Consider the following 17,582-nt stretch of genomic DNA (forward strand, 5'->3'; position numbering starts at 1 on the left):
CCCCGCGGCGCGCCGCCCCCCCCGCCCGCCCCCCCCGCCCCCCCGCCCCCCGCCCCCCCCCCCCCCCCCCCCCCCCCCCCCCCCCCCCCCCCCCCCCCCCCCCCCCCCCCCACTACAGGTGGGGTTTCGCGGCAAGGCCCTTGCCGAGCATGGCTCGGCACTACAGGTGAAGCCCTTGCACGATTGTTCAGTCGCGCAGGACTTCGCCGGTGGCGGCTACGCGGATGCGGGTAGGTTGGGCCAGGCCGCCGGTGGCGCCGTCGAGCAATCCATCCAGCAGGGCCAGCAGGGCAGGGTCCAGCTGCTCACGGGAGCGCGCCGGGGGCTCACCGGCGAGGTTGGCACTGGTTGATACCAGCGGGCCGCCCCAGGCGGTGCACAGGGCCTGTACCAGCGGATGCGCACTGACCCGCACGGCGATGCCGGTGTGCTCGCCGGTGATCCAGCGTGGCGCGCGTGGGCCGGCCGGCACGATCCAGGTGTTGGCGCCGGGCCAGCTGTCCAGCACTGCTTGCCTGCGATCCTCGGCCAAGGCACCCAGCTGCACCCAGCCTTCCAGCTGTGCCGGGCTGGCGGCGATCAGGATCATGCCCTTCTCTACCGGGCGCTGCTTCAGTGCCAGCAGCTTCATCACCGCGGCTTCGTTGGAGGGATCACAGCCCAGCCCCCAGACCGCTTCGGTCGGGTAGGCGATCACGCCGCCGGCTTTGAGGGCCGGGACGACGCTGTGCAGGTCGAGTTCGAGCATGGTCAGCACCGTTGGAGGGCCGCGCGCAGGTTGTGAGCGGGTCCGCGAAAGGGACGCAAAGCAAAGGCCGCCCGGTGGGCGGCCTGCTGCGGGTGGCGCTGATTATCCGCTTGTTGGCGGGGGAGGGGGGCAAGCGGAAGCTGCATTCAACCGTCTTCAGGAGCGAAGCCCACCCTCATCCGTCCTTCGGACACCTTCTCCCGAGGGGAGAAGGAAGTGCAGCTTCAGAACGGCGGTGCGTCGTCGGCGGCCGACTTCTTCACTGCCTTCTTGGCGACGGTCTTCTTGGTGGCTTTCTTCGCCGCGGTCTTTTTGGTCGCTGCTTTCTTGGTTGCCGCTTTCTTGGCCGGGGCCTTCTTTGCGGCGGCCTTCTTCGGTGCGGCTTCCTTCTTGACCGTGGTCTTCTTGGCAGCCTTCTTGCCGAAGCCCTTGCGCACCGGCTTGCCGGTGTCGGCCATCAGCTGCTCGACTTCAGCCAAGGTCAGCGAGGCCGGCTCGCGGTCCTTGGGGATCTTGCCGTTCATCTTGCCGTCGCTGATGTACGGGCCGAAGCGACCGTTCAACACCTGGATGTCCGAACCTTCGAACTCCTTGATGATGCGGTTGCGCGCGATCTCTTCCTTCTCTTCGATCAGGAATACTGCGCGGGCCAGGTCGATCTTGTACGGGTCGTCTTCCTTGGTCAGCGAGGCATAGGTGCTGCCACGCTTGGCGAACGGACCAAAGCGGCCGATGCCGACGGTGACTTCCTCGCCGTTGGCGTCGGCACCGAGCTTGCGCGGCATGTCGAACAGCTTCAGTGCCTCGTCCAGCGAGATCGAGTAGATGCTCTGGCCCGGCTGCAGCGAGGCGAACTTGGGCTTCTCTTCGTCTTCGACGGTGCCGATCTGCACCATCGGGCCGAAGCGGCCGATACGTGCAGTGACATCCTTGCCGCTGACCGGGTCCGGGCCGAGCACGCGCGCGCTGCCCGCGTCGGTGCGGTCCAGAGATTCGCTCTTGTCGGTGACCAGTTCCTTGAACGGGCCCCAGAAGCGCTCCATCAGCGGTATCCACTCTTCTTCGCCACGCGACACTGCATCCAGCTCGTCTTCGAGCTTGGCGGTGAAGTCGTAATCGACGTATTGGGTGAAGTGGCTGGACAGGAACTTGCTCACCGCGCGGCCGACGTCGGTCGGCTTGAAGCTGCGGCCTTCCATCTCGGTGTACTTGCGGAACAGCAGGGTCTGGATGATCGAGGCGTAGGTGGACGGACGGCCGATGCCGTATTCCTCAAGCGCCTTGACCAGTGCCGCTTCGGTGTAGCGCGGCGGTGGCTGGGTGAAGTGCTGGTCGGCGACGATGCGGTCCAGCGGCACGCGGTCGCCGGGCTTCATCAGCGGCAGCTTGCGGCCTTCGTCTTCGTCCTCGGCGCTCTTGCTGTCCTTGCCTTCCTCGTACACGGCAAGGAAGCCCGGCACCACCACGGTGGTACCGCTGGCGCGGAACACGTGCGCGCTGCCGGCCGACAGGTCGACGCTGACGGTGTTCAAGGTGGCCGGGATCATCTGGCAGGCGACGGCGCGCTTCCAGATCAGTTCGTACAGCTTGCGCTCGTCGTCGGTGAGGTACTTGCCCACCTGCGCCGGGGTGCGCAACGCGGAGGTCGGGCGCACGGCTTCGTGGGCTTCCTGCGCGTTCTTGGATTTGGTGGTGTAGGTATTGGGCGTGTCCGGCAGCGAGCTGATGCCGTAGTCGCGGGCGATCACGTCGCGGATCTCGGCCAGCGCGTCCTGCGACAGCGTCACCGAGTCGGTACGCATATACGAGATCAGGCCGACCGTGCCTTCGTCGCCGATGTTCACGCCTTCATAGAGCTTCTGCGCCACCTGCATGGTCTTGCGGGTGGTGAAACCGAGCTTGCGCGAGGCTTCCTGCTGCAGCGTGGAGGTGGTGAACGGTGCGGCCGGGCGGCGCTTGCGCTCCTTGCTGGCCACATCGGTGACATGCAGCGTGCCCTGCGCAGCCTGCTGGATGCGCAGGCGGGCGGCTTCGGCGGTGTCGCCATCGGTGATGGTGAACTGCTCGAATTTCTGCCCGTCCAGCTTGATCAGGCGCGCGTTGAAGTGCTGCGAGGGATGCGCGCAGGCAGCCTCGATGCTCCAGTACTCACGCGAGATGAAGGCCTCGATCTCTTCCTCGCGCTCGACGATCATGCGCAGTGCCGGGCTCTGCACGCGGCCGGCGGACAGGCCGCGCTGCACCTTGCGCCACAGCACCGGTGACAGGTTGAAGCCAACCAGATAGTCCAGCGCGCGGCGTGCCTGCTGGGCATCGACCAGGTCAGCGGCGATTTCGCGCGGCTCGGCGATTGCCTCCTTGATCGCACGCGGGGTGATTTCGGTGAACACCACACGCTGCACCGGCTTGCCGTCGGACAGGCCGCGCTCTTTCAGGATCTCGGCGATATGCCAGCTGATCGCTTCACCCTCGCGATCCGGATCGGTCGCCAGCAGGATGTCATCGGCGCCCTTTGCGGCTTTGGCGATGGCTTCGACGTGCTTTTCGTTCTTTTCGATCAGGTCGTAACGCATGGCGAACCCGTTTTCCGGATCAACCGCGCCTTCCTTGGGGACCAGGTCACGCACATGCCCATACGAGGCCAGGACCGTGTAGTCCTTGCCGAGGTATTTATTGATCGTCTTGGCCTTGGCCGGTGATTCGACGATGAGCAGGTGCTTGGGCATGTCAGTACATTCTTGGGGCGGAACGCCCGGTGGGGGCGCTAGGGTGGCTTAAACCGGGACGATAGTGAAGCCGATGTTTGGGTTGTGCATAAGCCGACGCCCGGGTTGCGGCCCGGGCGTTCAGCTTGTTTCCTTATTAGAGGAATCATGCCAGAGGGGCCTGTGTCAAGCCGCCCCCGGCAATTTGTCAGTTGAAGCCTGCTGCGGCAACACCGATAAGCACCAACAGCCCGATCAGGCAAAGCATGCCCAGGCCAGCTATCGACAGGATCACGATGGTGACCGTGCCCAGGCCCTGCTGCTGCCATTCCGGATGCTCGGTGAAGGCGTACTTGTCCACCACCAGGGTGTCGCAGATGATGTCGTGCAGGGCCTGCTTGCGCTCGGTGAAGGCGGCCATCACAAAGCCGATGCACAGGGTGATGCTGCTCAGGATGTAGGCGAAGAAGCGGCCAACCGCGCGGCCCAGGGTCAGGCGCTCGCCATTGCTGCGCACCACTTTGATGCCTACCGCCATCTTGCCCAGCGTGGCCTGGTATTTGGACGAGTGCATCCATGCCGGATACATCAGGTTGCCGGCGAAGATGATCAGGTAGCCGATACCCAGGGTCAGGAACATGCCGATCGAGCCGGCGGCGGAGTCCGTGCTGCCGGATACGCCACCGACAATCGCGCTGAGGATGCTCAGCGGGATCAGCACGATGTAGGTGAACACGGTCATGATCACGTAGTCGATGAAGTACGCTGCCACGCGCTTCCAGAAGCCGGCCTGCACGACCAGTCCGCCCTGCACGGCAGCGGGGTCGACATCCTGCGGACGGCTGGCCGGCGCGGCGTACGGGGAGTTGGCTTCGGCGGCAGCGCGTGCGGCGACGGCTTCGCCACTTTCAATGGCAGCGTAGTCCTGGCGCAGGTCGATACCGGTGCTGGCCTGGGTGATCAGCTGCAGTTCGTCGGCGATGGCTGAGAGCGCCTGCCACTGCTGCATGCCTTCACGCCAGACCAAGGTGCCCAGGTCGATCTCGCCTGCGCGGAATTTTTCGCGGAGGGCGTCCGCTTCAATCGGACCATGCCGCTCGCGCTGGGCATCAGCGTAGTACCACTGGCTCATCGTTTTCCCCGTAAAAGTACTGGCCACTGCCAATCAGCCGCGACAGCTGATTGGCAGGTATTTGTCCTCGACATCGGAACTGCATTCCCACGTGTCGGCCTGCATATCGTAGTCGAGCCAGATGCTCTTGCCGTCAAGTTGCGATTTATTCGGGACATGTAGACGTGCTTCCAGTCCGCAATGTTCGTTCTCGAAGCGGCCGATATTGATCTCGGCGACATCGCCCTCGGCATAGCTGTCCGGGCTGCCAAAGCCTTCGTCATCATTGACGGGACAGCGTTCGTTGGCGGCGACAAACTCGGCCACCTGCTGCTTCAGGGCAATCATTTGCCCATTTGCCATGGTGACCTTGGAGCGCATCACATAGTCCTGGTAAGCGGGCAGGGCGATGGCCGCAAGGATGCCAAGGATGGCTATCAGAACCACCCCGACCACCGCGGCGATGATGCCGGCAATCGCGCAGCCGGACAGGCCTTGGCGGGGAGCCGAGACCGAGGCTGTGTGGGTGGTTTGCAGCCCAGGAGGCAGCGATGGCGGCCCCGCTGGCGCAGCTGCCGAGGCTGTCTGCGCCATGTCCAGGCCGAGTTCGCTGGCGAAGTCGCGCAGCGGCCGCCAGTCGCCGGCGCCTTCGCGCCAGACCAGGGTGTCCTCGTCGATACGACGGGACTGGAACAGCTCGGTGATGCTTTCGTCACTGATTGGGCCGCGACGTTCGCGGTTGCCCTCGGCGTAGAACCATTGGCTCACGTAGGTGTTGTCCTTATGCATCCCTGCACGCCGGTGTTGGGCCTAATGCAGCGGTTCGGGTTCGTCGACGAACATCTGGGTTTCCATCCAGGCATAGGCAGCTTCTGCGCCGGGCTGGTTGAACAGCACCATCAGCACCACCCATTTCAGGTCGTCCAGGTCCAGTTCGTCCTGGTCCAGGGCCATGGCGCGGTCCAGCACCAGCTCGCGCTGGTCGGCGTCGAGCACGCGTTGTTGTTCCAGGAACAGCAGGAAACCGCGGCCTTCCACGTCCAGCTTGTCCAGCTCGGGGCCGTGGAATACGCGCACCGGCCCGTCAACGCGTGGCTGTGCCACGGCTGGGCGTTGTTCGGCCAAGGCATCGAGCCAATCGAAGGCCTTGTTGATTTCGGCGGGACTGAAACCGGCCTGGATCAGGCCGTTCTGTAGCGAGTCGCGGTCTCGGATGAGATCAGCGTCTTCGCTGAAGTAGTGTTCAAACAGGTACAACAGGACGTCCAGGATGCTCTCTTTCATTGCCCCTCGGCCTGCGCCATTGGCGCTGTGGAGGTGAAGAAACCTTCAGGTGCGGGTGTAGCGGCCGTGCGCCGACGACACCTTGCCTTCCAATTCCATGAGCAGCAGCATGGAGGACAGGTTGGCGGCCGTCAATCCAGTGCGCTCGATCAGTAAATCCATACCGGTTGGGTCATAACCCAAGGCATCCCACAATCGCTGGTAGTCTGGGTCCGGTAGCGTGACGGCCGGGTGCTGGCCGGACGGTACAGGGGAGATGGGGGTCTGAAGCCGGGTTTGCAAGGCGCAGGCCAGTTCGCCGGCCAGATTGGCCACGCCTTCAAGAATGTCGGCACTGTGTGTCACCAAGGTTGCACCTTCGCGTATCAGCCGATGGCAGCCGCGCGCCATTGGATTGTGGATGGAGCCGGGCACGGCAAATATCTCGCGCCCGGCCTCGCTGGCCAGGCGGGCGGTGATCAGTGCGCCGGAGCGTTCAGCGGCTTCGATGACCACGGTGCCCAGCGCCAGTGCAGCCAGCAGGCGGTTGCGGGCCGGGAACTGGCCGCTGCGCGGGGCGGTGCCAGGCGGATATTCGCTGATCACCGCACCTTCGGCGGCGATCTGCGCCTGTAACTGGCGATGATGGCGCGGGTAGGCCAGGTCCGGGCCGGTGCCGATAACCGCATAGGTGCTGCACTTGCAGGCAAGGGTTGCCCGGTGCGCGGCAGCATCGATGCCGGCGGCCAGGCCGCTGGCGATGGTCAGGCCGTGACCGGCCAGTGCGGTGGCAAAGTCGCGGGCGATGTCGCGGCCGCCGGCAGTGGGCATGCGACTGCCGACGATGGCGATCGCCGGTTGCCACAGGCGCGCCGGGTCGCCTGCAATGAATAGTGCCAACGGTGGATTCGGGCTGTCGCGCAATAGTGGTGGATAGTCCGGATCACCCCAGCCAATCAGGTGATGGCTATCGACTTCCAGCCAGGCAATGGCGCGCGCCCAGGCATCTGCATCGGGCTTTGCCAATGCTTGGCGCTGTGCTGGCGTGCAGCCCGCCGTTTGCCAGCCGCTGGGGCCGGCAGCCAGAGCGTTCGCGCTGCTGCCATGCTGATCGAGCAGGCGACGCAATGTCTGCAGGGGGCCGCCGGCCAGTGTCAGGGTCAGCAGCGCCAGGTGGCAGGGCGGGGCGGGTGTATCGGCGAGGGGCGAGCAAGGCATGGCCAAGCCTGCCGCCACAAACAACAACGGCGCCCTCAGGCGCCGTTGTCTTGCATCGTAAGGCTAGGCCGCAGGCGCTTACTGCGCGTCCGGGTGCTTCAGTTCATAGCCAAGGCGTGCCGGCTTGGTGCCTTCCATGATCAAGGCATAGCTGACCTTGTCGAAGGTGCGGAACACCATTGCATGTGCCGCATATTCGTCAGGCAGGCTGACCCGGCCGGCGCCGGCTTTCAGTGCATCGTCGGCGCGCGAAGAGTCCGGGTGCTGCATACGGTTGGTAACGTGACTGCCGCTGCGCCAGACAGAGAACACCGTGCCGTTGTTGATACCTTCGCGTGCGCCGCCGGAGATGGCGATCACGTCGCGTGGGCCGCCACTGGTGAAGGTGTCGGTAACTGCAAGCACGCGCAGTTGGCCCGGTGCCACGGCGTTGGCCGGGGCGTGCGGAACGAACTGCAGGTCATACGGATTGACCTGCACCGGCATCAGGCGGTCGCCCCTGCGCACCTCACTGCCGCTGTCTTCCAGTTGCAGGGTGGATGCCTGGACGTTGCCGCTTGCAACCTGGGTAAGGGTGCCGACGTTGACCTTGGCCAGCTCATAGCCAAGGAACTCGTTACGGTCATTGGAGGCGACATAGTTGCTCCAGATGTTTCCGCTGCCCAGTGTGACCTTGCCGCGACTGTCCAGATCCTCGGTGGGCTTGGGCTGGGCAAAACGTACAGTTGGACGCAGCACCATGTAGCGCTGCCCGGGTTGGGCGTTCTCCAAGCCTGCAACGTACGCCTTCTGCCCGGCGCTGGCGCGCAGACGGTTGTCCTCCAGTCCGACCACATAGGGCAGCTCTTCGAAGCTGTCCACTACGTTCAGGTTCTTAAGGAAGGGCTCAACGTCCGCCAGCGGCACGCCGGTGATCGGAGCTTCCTGGCGCGGGCCTGCCTGGGCCGTCACCCGGTCCAGATAGGCCAGGCTCAGAACGTCCCCCGGGTAGATCAGGTGCGGGTTCTTGACCTGCGGGTTCGCCTGCCAGATCTCCGGCCAAAGCCATGGCTTTTTCAGGAAACGTGCCGATATGTCCCACAAAGTATCGCCCTTGCGCACCACATAGGTGTCAGGGTGAGTACCGTTCATTTCGACGGCCACGGCATAGGTCGTGACGGTCAGCATCGCCACGGCGGCGACCGTACGTATTTGTTTCAACATGGTTGCGATCTGCCTGATTCCCCAACAGGTTGTCGCACTATATTGCAGAAACGGGCGCGCCGGGCAAGCGCAAGCGGTAGAATTGGGACATCTTGCCGAAATAAGCGGCATCCCAGATTGGTATCACCATGGCCCTCCTGCCCATTCTTGAGTTCCCAGACCCGCGCCTGCGCACCAAGGCTGCCCTTGTCGAGGCGGCTGAAGTGACCACGCCGGCCTTCCAGCAGCTGCTCGACGACATGCTGCAGACCATGTACGACGCCCCTGGTATCGGCTTGGCTGCCAGCCAAGTGGACGTCCATAAGCGCTTCATGGTTATCGACGTCAGCGAAGAGCACAACGAGCCGCAGGTGTTCATCAACCCGCAGATCGTCAGCGCCAGCGAAGGCGGCCGCGTCTACCAGGAAGGCTGCCTGTCGGTACCGGGGATCTACGCCGATGTCACCCGTGCTGACTCCATCGTGGTGCGTTACCTGGACCGTGAGGGCAAGCAGCAGGAGCTGGCCGCCGAAGATCTGTTGGCCACCTGCATCCAGCACGAGATGGATCATCTGGACGGTAAGCTGTTCATCGACTACCTGTCGCCGCTCAAGCGCGAGATGGTGCGCAAGAAGCTGGCCAAGTCGCGCAAGCACGTAGCTTGATTTGAGGTCGGGATCGGGGAGCCGGGATCGGGGATTGGCAGGCGCAGGCTGTGCCACGCCTCCCAGCTGTCCCGGCGCTCTGTTCTGGATCCCTGATCGGCACATTCTTTTTTTCGATTCGCGATTGGTAGCTGCCGCCGCTGGGCCGCTTTTGCCAACCCCGGATCCCGACTAGCGAATCCCCGCCCAATGAAAATCATCTTCGCCGGTACGCCGGAATTCGCCGTTGCTTCGCTGGCCGCCGCCGCGCGCCAGCATGAAGTGGTGGCGGTCTACACCCAGCCGGATCGGCCGGCCGGCCGTGGTCGTGGCCTGATGCCCTCGCCGGTGAAGCTTGACGCGATCGCGCGCGGCATCCCGGTGTTCCAGCCGGAAAGCCTGAAGACGCCTGAAGCCCAACAGCAGCTGCGCGAGCTGCAGCCCGATCTGATGATCGTGGTGGCCTACGGCCTGATCCTGCCCAAGGCGGTGCTGGCCATCCCGACCCACGGCTGCTGGAATGTGCATGCCTCGCTGCTGCCGCGTTGGCGCGGCGCTGCACCGATCCAGCGCGCGATCGAGGCCGGCGATGCCGAAACCGGCGTTTGCCTGATGCAGATGGAAGCGGGTCTGGATACCGGCCCGGTGCTGCTGCGCCAGCACACCCCGATCAGCGATACCGATACCGGCGGTCAGTTGCATGATCGTCTGGCACAGATGGGGGCGCAGGTGCTGTCTGATGGTCTGGGTCTGTTGCGCGCTGGCCTCAAGCCGGTGCCGCAGCGCCAGCCGGAAGCCGGCGTCACCTACGCACACAAGCTGGACAAGGCCGAAGCAAAGCTCGATTGGGCCGAGCCGGCAGCCGCACTGGCGCGCCGCGTGCGCGCCTTCAATCCCTGGCCGGTGGCCGAAGCTATGCTGGCCGGTGAGCGTGTGCGCATCCACGGCGCGGTAGCGCTTGAAGACAATCGCGGCCAGGCACCGGGCACAGTGATCGGTGCCGCCCGCGAAGGTATCGACATCGCCTGCGGGCAAGGCGCGTTGCGCCTGCGCGTGGTGCAGCGCGAAGGCGGCAAGGCGATTACCGCTGCCGATTATCTGAACGCGCGCCGTGATCTGCGGATCGAGGGCTGAGGCGATGACGGCGGCTACTTCCTCCCCGTGGGGTAAATCCGCGGCGGCACAGCCCGGCGTGCAGACCCGCGCGTTGGCGGCCAAGGTGCTGGCGGCGGTGATCGGCAAGGGCCGCTCGCTGAAAGCCGAACTCGGCGCTGCCCTGCCCAAGCTCGACGACAGTCGCGACCGCGCGCTGCTCGAAGCCATCTGTTTTGCCGCGCTGCGCCGTCGTGTGGTCTATGACCAGGCGCTGCGGCAGTGGCTGCAGAAGCCGCTGGGCGCACGTGACAGTGATCTGCGTGCGTTGCTGATGGCCGGCTTCGCGCAGCTGGATGTATTGCAGCTGCCAGCCCATGCGGCGCTGTCGGCGACGGTGGAGGCGGCGCGCGCGCTGGGTCGTGAGCGTCAAGCTGGCATGGTCAACGCCTTGCTACGCCGTGCCCAGCGCGAAGGCTTTGCCGAGGCGCGCGCTGAAGATGCGTGGCCGCAATGGTTGCTGGCCCAGGTGCAGCGCGACTGGCCGGAGCAGGCTGCGGATATCATCGCGCAGAGCCTGCAGCCGGCACCGATGTGGCTGCGGGTCAACCGCCAGCAGCATGCGCGTGATGCGTATCTGGGCTTGTTGGCTGAGGCTGGCATTGAAGCCGTCGCCGAGCCCTTGTCGGCCGATGCCGTGCGCCTGCCGGTTGCGGTGCCGGTGAGCAGCTTGCCCGGCTTCGCGCAGGGCGCAGTGTCGGTGCAGGACCTGTCAGCGCAACAAGTAGCCGATGCCCTGCAGGCGCCGCTCGGCGCGCGGGTGCTGGACGCCTGCGCCGCGCCGGGCGGCAAGTCCGCGCATCTGCTGGAGCGCGACCCGTCCCTGCAGTTGCTGGCGCTGGACGTCGATGCACGACGTCTGCAACGCATCCGTGAAACCTTTGCGCGTACCGGCGTTGGTGCTCACGCGCAGGTGTTGGCGGTGGACGCTACCGATACCGCCGCCTGGTGGGACGGCAAGCCGTTTGATGCGGTGTTGCTGGATGCGCCGTGCTCGGCCACCGGCATCATCCGCCGCCAGCCCGACGTACTGCTGCACCGCCGTGCCGAAGACATCGTTGCGTTGGCGGCCTTGCAGTCGCGCTTGCTGGACGCACTGTGGACGGTGCTGCGCCCGGGCGGGGTACTGCTGTACTCGACCTGTTCGATCCTGCGCCAGGAGAATGGTCTGCAGGTCGCGGCCTTCCTCGCACGCACGCCTGATGCGCAGCTGCAGGCGTTGCTGGAGACCTTTGGCCATGACGACGCTGGCAATCGCCAGCGGCTGCCGGGTGAACAGGGTGGTGATGGCTTTTTCTACGCGCGGTTGGTGAAGGCGGCGCAGGCCTGAGCGGACGATCTCCGTCCCTTGGATCACGCTGGCGGCTGCGCTGCCGATGAAATCAAACGCCTGTGACGCGTTGGTGGTGGGTGCCATGGCAGGGAGGCAGGCAATTGCTGATCGGGTACTATCGTGACTCGTTGTTGTGTCCAGGAAGGCTCCTGGTGGATGGAGAGCCTGTGTGGATTCTTTTCCAGGATCGCTTCGTGCAATGACTCGGCTACCTGCTGATTTGCCTTTGTATGTCATCAACCTGCCGGCATCGGCGGATCGGCGTGCCTCGATCCAGCGGCAGGCGGCGGCTTTGGGCATTGAAGTGACGATGTGGGAGGCAGTCAATGGCGGCATCCCCCATCCCTTGTTCGCCAAGGTGGATGAAAAACGGCGGCTAGCCTGCAAGGGGCGCCCTTTCCGTCCGGGCGAAATCGGCTGCTGGGCCAGTCACTATCTGTTGTGGCAACAGTGTGTGGACAGCGGCCGGCCGATGATCGTGCTTGAAGACGACATCACCATCGACCCGCGCTTCCTGGATGTATTGCGTGATCTGCCGTCATTGCCGGAGTCGGTGGGTTATTTCCGTCTGCATGCAGCGGACCGGCCCAGTTCGGCATGGGTCCGTTTTGGCGACTTTGTTCTGCACCGTTATTGGCGCAGTCCGCTATGTACCCTGGGTTACTACCTGACACCGGACGCGGCGGAGAAATTCCTGCGCCATGCCGATCACTGGGTGCTGCCGGTCGATGACTATATGGACCTGGCGTGGCTGCACGGGGTGGAGTGCCTTGGCCTCAAGCCTGGTGTGGTGCGCAGCGGTGATCTGTTTGCGTCGGTGATCCAGGCTGGGCGCAAGGCCAAGCCTGGTGTTGGGCTGCTGGGTCGGTTGAGCCGCGAAGCCTACCGTGCCGGTTTGAGCGTGCGCTGGTTCGCCCACAACCTTGCCTCGCGGCTGCGCTGGCGTGCACGTAGCAGTAACGTTTGATCCGCCGGGATGCTGTTCAGCGGCGGCTTGACGGGCGTCCAGACAGAATATTGATGGCTCTTTCGTAGCGCTTCCACCAAGGTGCATCTCCGCGCAACGCAATACTGACGTAGCGCCGCTGCTCTTTGCGGCTGGGTTGGGGTTTGGTGCGGTACTCGTATTTGCTCAGACTGCAGCAGCCGTCGTCCAGACCACTGCGTGCTGCGTACATACGGACAATGCCGTAATTGCGCAGCCCGTTGCGATAAAGGGTGGTTGGCTCACGCCGTGTGGCCCACCAGCCGTTGTTGCCATGGGTGCGGTACTCAACACAGGCAGTTGGCAGGTAGTACTTGCGCGCGCCGAGGATGCTGGCGCCATACACCACGCAGGCGTCGGCGCAGAGCTTCCATTGGCGGCGTAAGTTTTGCGGCAGGTCGAGCACGTTCTCGGCCCAGATGCGACGCAGGGACAATGCCGAAGTGGGGCCTCCATACCAGGGCATCAGGAAGTAAGTGCTTACTGCGGTGTAGCCCAGGTCGATGGGCTGTTGGCTGTCCTCGTAGCGGATGTCCAGGTTGTCGATGCCGAAGGTCTGCAGGTCGCTGAAGACGAAGTCGATATCGCGACGGGCGTCATACACCGCGCCGATCTTTTCCAGGTATTCCGGCTTCCAGCGGTCATCGGCGTCCAGGAAGCAGATCACATCGGCGCTGGCAGCGGCCACGCCGCGTTGAAACGCGGCCAGCTGGCCTTCGTTTTCGCCAAACAACAGTGTTACCCGGGCATCGTCACCGTAGCGCTGGAGTAGCAGTTCTGGTGAACCATCGCTTGAGCCGTCGTCCACCACCAGGATCTGTGCGGCCGCCCGGGTCTGGGCCAGCACGCTATCGATCGTCTCGCAGACAAACTTGGCGTAGTTGTAGTTGGTGATGACGACGGCGAAGCTGGTCATGCCTGATCCTCGGCCAGCAGCTTGCGGAAGTAGGCGATGGTTTCCTTCAGGCCGTCTTCCAATGCGACCTTGGGCTCCCAGCCCAGCTTTTCGCGGGCCAGCGAGATGTCCGGCTGGCGCTGGCGCGGATCGTCCGAGGGCAGTGGCCGGTACACCAGACGCGAGCGACCGCCGACCAGTCGCAGGACCATTTCGGCCAACTCCAACATGGTGAACTCGCCGGGGTTGCCGATATTGATCGGCCCGGTAAAGCCGCGCTCGGTGTCCATGGTCCGCAGCATCGCTTCAATCAGGTCATCCACATAGCAGAAGCTACGGGTCTGGCTGCCATCGCCGAAAATGGTGATGTCTTCGCCACGCAGGGCCTGCACGATGAAGTTGCTCACCACGCGGCCGTCGTTGGGATGCATGCGCGGGCCATAGGTGTTGAAGATGCGCACGACCTTGATGTCCAGCGCGTGCTGGCGGTGGTAGTCGAAGAACAACGTTTCGGCGCAGCGTTTGCCTTCGTCATAGCAGCTGCGGATGCCGATCGGATTGACCCGGCCCCAATAGCCTTCCTGCTGTGGGTGCACTTCCGGATCGCCATAGACCTCGCTGGTGGACGCCTGCAGGATGCGCGCGTTCACACGCTTGGCCAGGCCCAGCATGTTGATCGCGCCGTGCACCGAGGTCTTGGTCGTCTGGACCGGGTCGTGCTGGTAATGCACGGGGGAGGCTGGGCAGGCGAGGTTGAAGATGCGTTGCACTTCCACATACAGGGGGAAGGTGACGTCGTGCCGCATCAGCTCGAAATTGGGTAGGTTCAGCAGGTGCGCGATATTGCGCTTGCTGCCGGTGAAGTAGTTGTCCACGCACAGGACATCATGTCCCTGCTCGATCAGTCGATCGCATAAATGGGAACCAAGAAACCCCGCACCACCTGTGACCAGGACGCGTTGCATGAAGAACTCTCGTAAGGAAAGGGTAGTGCGGGCGTGGGGTTTGGGGCCCGGCTGGCAACGTCATTCTGCCACGATCTGTGCCCTTGGTTGGGGTGCGTCAGTGTGGAAAAGGTGCTAGCTCTAGTTGTCGGTGGGCGTTGTGCCGGGTTTACCCCGCCCTGGTACCACGTCCAGTCCCAGGGCAGCGGAAAACCCCGCCGCTCCCCATGCGGCCCACTTGATCACATCCCGCCGACGCAGCAGTAGGCTATACACGAGCACGGCAGGTACCGTGGCGGTCATCAGCTTGGCTAGATGCATGCGCCCTGCGGCATTACCTATATAGCGGCGGATTGCGATCTGACGCGAGCGTGCGTAGTGGAAGCGCTTGATGAAATCGGTGCGCATGCTGGGGGCGCAGGAGGCGCCGCCTTTGTGGAGGGCGCGCGCCGCTGGCTGCAGCAGGCACTGATGGTCGGCCTGGGCCATCCGCAGGCACAGGTCGTCGTCTTCGTAGTACAGGAAGAATACTTCGTCAAAGCCGCCGATTTCGCGGAACGCGCTGGTTCGCAGCAGCTGGCAACAGCCATGTATCCATTCGGCGGCGGTGACCTTTTCCGGCACCGTGCAGAAGCTGTCCGCGCCGGGTCTGAAGAAGGCCTGGCGATGCGATATCTGTGGGACTGTTTCGCTGCGCCAGTTCTGCGGGCCGATCACGCCGGCCTTGGGATGCTGCTGCATGCAGTCAAGCAGGCACTGCAGGTCAATCGGGGCGATGAAACAATCGGGATTGAGCAGTAATGCGAACGGCGTCTGCACAGCCGCCATCGCTTGGTTGTTGGCACCACCATAACCTACGTTGGTGCGGCGGGTGATTACATGCGCATGCGGGATATGCCGCATGATGCGCGCGGCGGTGTCGTCGCTACTGCCATTGTCGATGATGATGACGTGGGGGAACGGGGCCAGCGTGCTGGCCATCGTCTCCACCAAGGTCGAGCTGTTGTAGGTGACGCAGACAATGGTCACCTCATCAAACGACGTGTTGGGCTTCATGATGTGGATTCGCGTTCTCTGGCGAGGCCGTACCACGGGAAGCCGCCCATTGGGATGCAGGCCATCAACAGGATGAAGACATGGCGATGGGTGAAGTTGCTCCAGAGTCCATTTGCCAGGCCGGCGGCGACATAGATGATGAGGATGCTCACAAAGATACCCTTTTGCGGATCACACAGTCTGCTCGCGTAGGCTGCGAAGGCCAGCAACAGGGCGGCAAAAAGCAGCAGGCCCACCACGCCTTCCTCGGCCAGGATCAGTAGTGCTTCCTGGTGCGGGTGGCCGGTGATGAACGATTCCGAGCCCGGGATGCTGCGCATCTGCTCCAGGTAGAGCGGTTCCCACTGGTTCAGGCCGTGCCCGAAAACCGGTGCGTCGGCGATCATGGGCAGGGTTTGCTGCCATAGCCACAGGCGGATCCCGCTGGAGGTGGCTTCCTGACTGACCAGGTAGCCATCAACTTCTTCGGTGATCGAGCTGAGCATGCGTTCGCGGATGCTGGGCGTCGACCACAGTGCGGAGATGGTGACAGCCACCAATGCTGCGCTGACGACCAGCGTGCGCCAGCCATTGAGGCGATGGGCAACCAGGCGGTAGATCCAGTACCCCAGCAGCGGCAGCAGCACGATGTAGGTGGTTCTGCTCTGGATCAGCATGACCACATTGCATAGCACGATCGCGGCACCGACCAGTGCAGCGATGCGCCAGCGCCGATCCAGGCTCTTCAGGCCTACGGCCAGCAGCATCGACATCAGGATCAGGCTGGCCAGTCCCTGCTGGGTGTATTCCTTGAAAACGGTATTGCGCATGGATGGCTGGATCTCAGCCACTGCACGTTGTGGCACCAGACCAAACTGCATCAGGTAGGAGATCACCACCACCAGGCCGGCTGCCACCGCAAAGGCGGCAAGCGCGCGCCAGCGCCAGCGCGAATCACGCAGCAGGCTGGCGATCAGGGCCGGATACAGGCAGCTCCACATGGAGCCTTCGCGAAAGGCTGGGTTGTCGTAGGCGATCCAAGCGTGTATCGAACTGGCAAGCAGCACGCCGAACCAGACCAGAAAGCCAATTACCACTGGCTCGCGAAAAGCGGCGCGCCAGCGTGCAAACAGCTCCGTGCCAGCCAGCGAGCACAGCAGGCTCAGCCCAATCAGAATGTTGGTGGCGGGCTTGTTGACGGGGGCGGCAAACAACGAGAGTACCGCACACCACTGCCCAACCGTCAGCAAGCGGGTACGGAGCCCCTGTAACAACGGGGGGGAGTGGGACGAAGACAAATGATTCACGTAAGGGATCACACCGGTGGGGCGTGGAGGCGCCGCTGGGAAGGTGGCAGTGACAGCGGGACGGCCACCGGATAACCAGTCTCAACCTCAGTCGGTAGAACGGATAATTCTAGCGGTGGGGGGCTGCATCTTCAACGAACAAGAGGGCATATACAGGTCATCCGCCGGACTGGGTTCAGAAAGTGCGCGAGACTTATGGCTCGACCGCTGCTGGCGGGTTCACCAGCGGCTGCCCGTTCTGCAGCAGCCACAGCATGATGGTCTTCTGACGCACGTAGTTGGCGCTGACGAAGGCCTCGATCAGGCCCGGCCAGCCATCCAAAAAGCCGCGTTTGACCACGTAGCTGCGGATGAAGCGCCAGCTCGGGGCGATGATCAGCTTGCCCAGGCTGGCACGCTTGCCTTTGCCGAACTCATGCTCGGCCATCATCCGCGCGTATTTCTGCTTCTTGTCCAGCAGTTGCAGGAAGCTGCGGTAGGGATGATGCAGCAGGTCGCCGTTGAGCAGCGCGGCTGGGCCGTCGAGGGAGACCGCTTCGTGGATCTCGCGATCGCCGCGCCAGCCGCCGTGGCGGCGGTCGAACAGGCGCAGCACCCGGTCCGGGTAGGCGGTGCCGTGGCGCAGGAAGCGGCCGAAGTATTCCGAGCAGCGCGCGAACCGGTAGCCGACCACACGCTTGAACCCGGCGTCACGTTCGGCCTCGATGGCGGCGCGCAGCTCCGGGTTGACCCGTTCATCGGCGTCCAGGCACAGCACCCAGTCATTGCTGGCCTGTTCCACGCAGAACGCCTTCTGGCTGCGGAATCCACTGAAGGCGCGCTGTACCACGCGGGCGCCGGCAGCTTCGGCCACGGCCACGGTGGCATCGGTCGAAAACGAATCCACCACCACGATCTCGTCGCAGAACGCCAGCGAGGCCAGGCAGTCGCCAATGCGATCGGCTTCGTTGAAGGCGATGATGCAGGCCGACAGACGCGGGCGCTGGGTGGGCAGGGCGGTGGTTGGGCTGGGCATGCGACGTCTGGCACGGGGGATCGGGCCAAAGCCTAGCAGCGACGG

General features: G+C 64.0%; 16 protein-coding genes. 4 read left to right on the forward strand and 12 right to left on the reverse strand.

Features of this window, described 5'->3' with window-relative positions; all coding sequences use genetic code 11:
* Nucleotides 1–187 precede the first annotated feature (187 nt).
* From tsaC to ACVOMB_RS14780, 7 genes are all read right to left on the reverse strand, one after another.
* Nucleotides 188–748 (reverse strand): L-threonylcarbamoyladenylate synthase type 1 TsaC, encoded by a 561-nt coding sequence (gene tsaC, locus ACVOMB_RS14750; RefSeq protein WP_481531875.1) that lies wholly within the window; start codon nucleotides 746–748, stop codon nucleotides 188–190.
* Nucleotides 749–972: 224 nt separating this feature from the next.
* Nucleotides 973–3,474, reverse strand: coding sequence for a DNA topoisomerase I (locus ACVOMB_RS14755; protein ID WP_481531876.1), 2,502 nt, complete (start codon nucleotides 3,472–3,474; stop codon nucleotides 973–975).
* Between the two features lie 187 nt (nucleotides 3,475–3,661).
* The gene (locus tag ACVOMB_RS14760) at nucleotides 3,662–4,585 is read right to left on the reverse strand and encodes an RDD family protein (RefSeq protein ID WP_481531877.1); all 924 of its coding nucleotides are present in this window, start codon (nucleotides 4,583–4,585) and stop codon (nucleotides 3,662–3,664) included.
* 33 nt (nucleotides 4,586–4,618) lie between these two features.
* Nucleotides 4,619–5,353 (reverse strand): pilin, encoded by a 735-nt coding sequence (locus ACVOMB_RS14765; RefSeq protein WP_481531878.1) that lies wholly within the window; start codon nucleotides 5,351–5,353, stop codon nucleotides 4,619–4,621.
* 21 nt (nucleotides 5,354–5,374) lie between these two features.
* Nucleotides 5,375–5,848 (reverse strand): DUF494 family protein, encoded by a 474-nt coding sequence (locus ACVOMB_RS14770; RefSeq protein WP_481508841.1) that lies wholly within the window; start codon nucleotides 5,846–5,848, stop codon nucleotides 5,375–5,377.
* Between the two features lie 45 nt (nucleotides 5,849–5,893).
* Complete coding sequence (gene dprA / locus ACVOMB_RS14775; protein ID WP_481531879.1) at nucleotides 5,894–7,045, reverse strand: DNA-processing protein DprA; 1,152 nt, start codon at nucleotides 7,043–7,045, stop codon at nucleotides 5,894–5,896.
* Nucleotides 7,046–7,123: 78 nt separating this feature from the next.
* Nucleotides 7,124–8,248 (reverse strand): LysM peptidoglycan-binding domain-containing protein, encoded by a 1,125-nt coding sequence (locus ACVOMB_RS14780; RefSeq protein ID WP_481531880.1) that lies wholly within the window; start codon nucleotides 8,246–8,248, stop codon nucleotides 7,124–7,126.
* Between the two features lie 128 nt (nucleotides 8,249–8,376).
* Between ACVOMB_RS14780 and def the strand changes: the two genes are divergently transcribed.
* From def to ACVOMB_RS14800, 4 genes are all read left to right on the forward strand, one after another.
* On the forward strand, nucleotides 8,377–8,892 hold the full coding sequence (def, locus tag ACVOMB_RS14785; protein ID WP_481531881.1) for a peptide deformylase: 516 nt from the start codon (nucleotides 8,377–8,379) through the stop codon (nucleotides 8,890–8,892).
* Between the two features lie 189 nt (nucleotides 8,893–9,081).
* Nucleotides 9,082–10,005, forward strand: coding sequence for a methionyl-tRNA formyltransferase (gene fmt / locus ACVOMB_RS14790; protein WP_481531882.1), 924 nt, complete (start codon nucleotides 9,082–9,084; stop codon nucleotides 10,003–10,005).
* A 4-nt stretch (nucleotides 10,006–10,009) separates the two neighbouring features.
* Nucleotides 10,010–11,353, forward strand: coding sequence for a 16S rRNA (cytosine(967)-C(5))-methyltransferase RsmB (gene rsmB, locus ACVOMB_RS14795; protein WP_481531883.1), 1,344 nt, complete (start codon nucleotides 10,010–10,012; stop codon nucleotides 11,351–11,353).
* A 202-nt stretch (nucleotides 11,354–11,555) separates the two neighbouring features.
* Nucleotides 11,556–12,323 (forward strand): glycosyltransferase family 25 protein, encoded by a 768-nt coding sequence (locus ACVOMB_RS14800; protein ID WP_481531884.1) that lies wholly within the window; start codon nucleotides 11,556–11,558, stop codon nucleotides 12,321–12,323.
* Between the two features lie 16 nt (nucleotides 12,324–12,339).
* On the opposite strand, the gene ACVOMB_RS14805 is transcribed toward ACVOMB_RS14800, so the two are convergent.
* The 5 genes from ACVOMB_RS14805 to ACVOMB_RS14825 all read right to left on the reverse strand — a co-directional run bounded on the left by ACVOMB_RS14805 (nucleotide 12,340) and on the right by ACVOMB_RS14825 (nucleotide 17,537).
* Complete coding sequence (locus tag ACVOMB_RS14805) at nucleotides 12,340–13,257, reverse strand: glycosyltransferase family 2 protein (RefSeq protein WP_481531885.1); 918 nt, start codon at nucleotides 13,255–13,257, stop codon at nucleotides 12,340–12,342.
* Nucleotides 13,254–14,201, reverse strand: coding sequence for a UDP-glucuronic acid decarboxylase family protein (locus ACVOMB_RS14810; RefSeq protein ID WP_481531886.1), 948 nt, complete (start codon nucleotides 14,199–14,201; stop codon nucleotides 13,254–13,256). Before ACVOMB_RS14810 ends, ACVOMB_RS14805 begins: the two co-directional genes overlap by 4 nt.
* Nucleotides 14,202–14,321: 120 nt before the next feature.
* The gene (locus ACVOMB_RS14815) at nucleotides 14,322–15,236 is read right to left on the reverse strand and encodes a glycosyltransferase family 2 protein (RefSeq protein WP_481531887.1); all 915 of its coding nucleotides are present in this window, start codon (nucleotides 15,234–15,236) and stop codon (nucleotides 14,322–14,324) included.
* Complete coding sequence (locus tag ACVOMB_RS14820; RefSeq protein WP_481531888.1) at nucleotides 15,233–16,429, reverse strand: O-antigen ligase family protein; 1,197 nt, start codon at nucleotides 16,427–16,429, stop codon at nucleotides 15,233–15,235. The genes ACVOMB_RS14815 and ACVOMB_RS14820 overlap by 4 nt, the downstream gene beginning before the upstream one ends.
* 286 nt (nucleotides 16,430–16,715) lie before the next feature.
* Nucleotides 16,716–17,537 (reverse strand): glycosyltransferase family 2 protein, encoded by an 822-nt coding sequence (locus ACVOMB_RS14825; RefSeq protein WP_481531889.1) that lies wholly within the window; start codon nucleotides 17,535–17,537, stop codon nucleotides 16,716–16,718.
* Nucleotides 17,538–17,582 lie beyond the last annotated feature (45 nt).

The sequence above is a fragment of the Stenotrophomonas sp. STEN018 genome, from assembly GCF_056760235.1.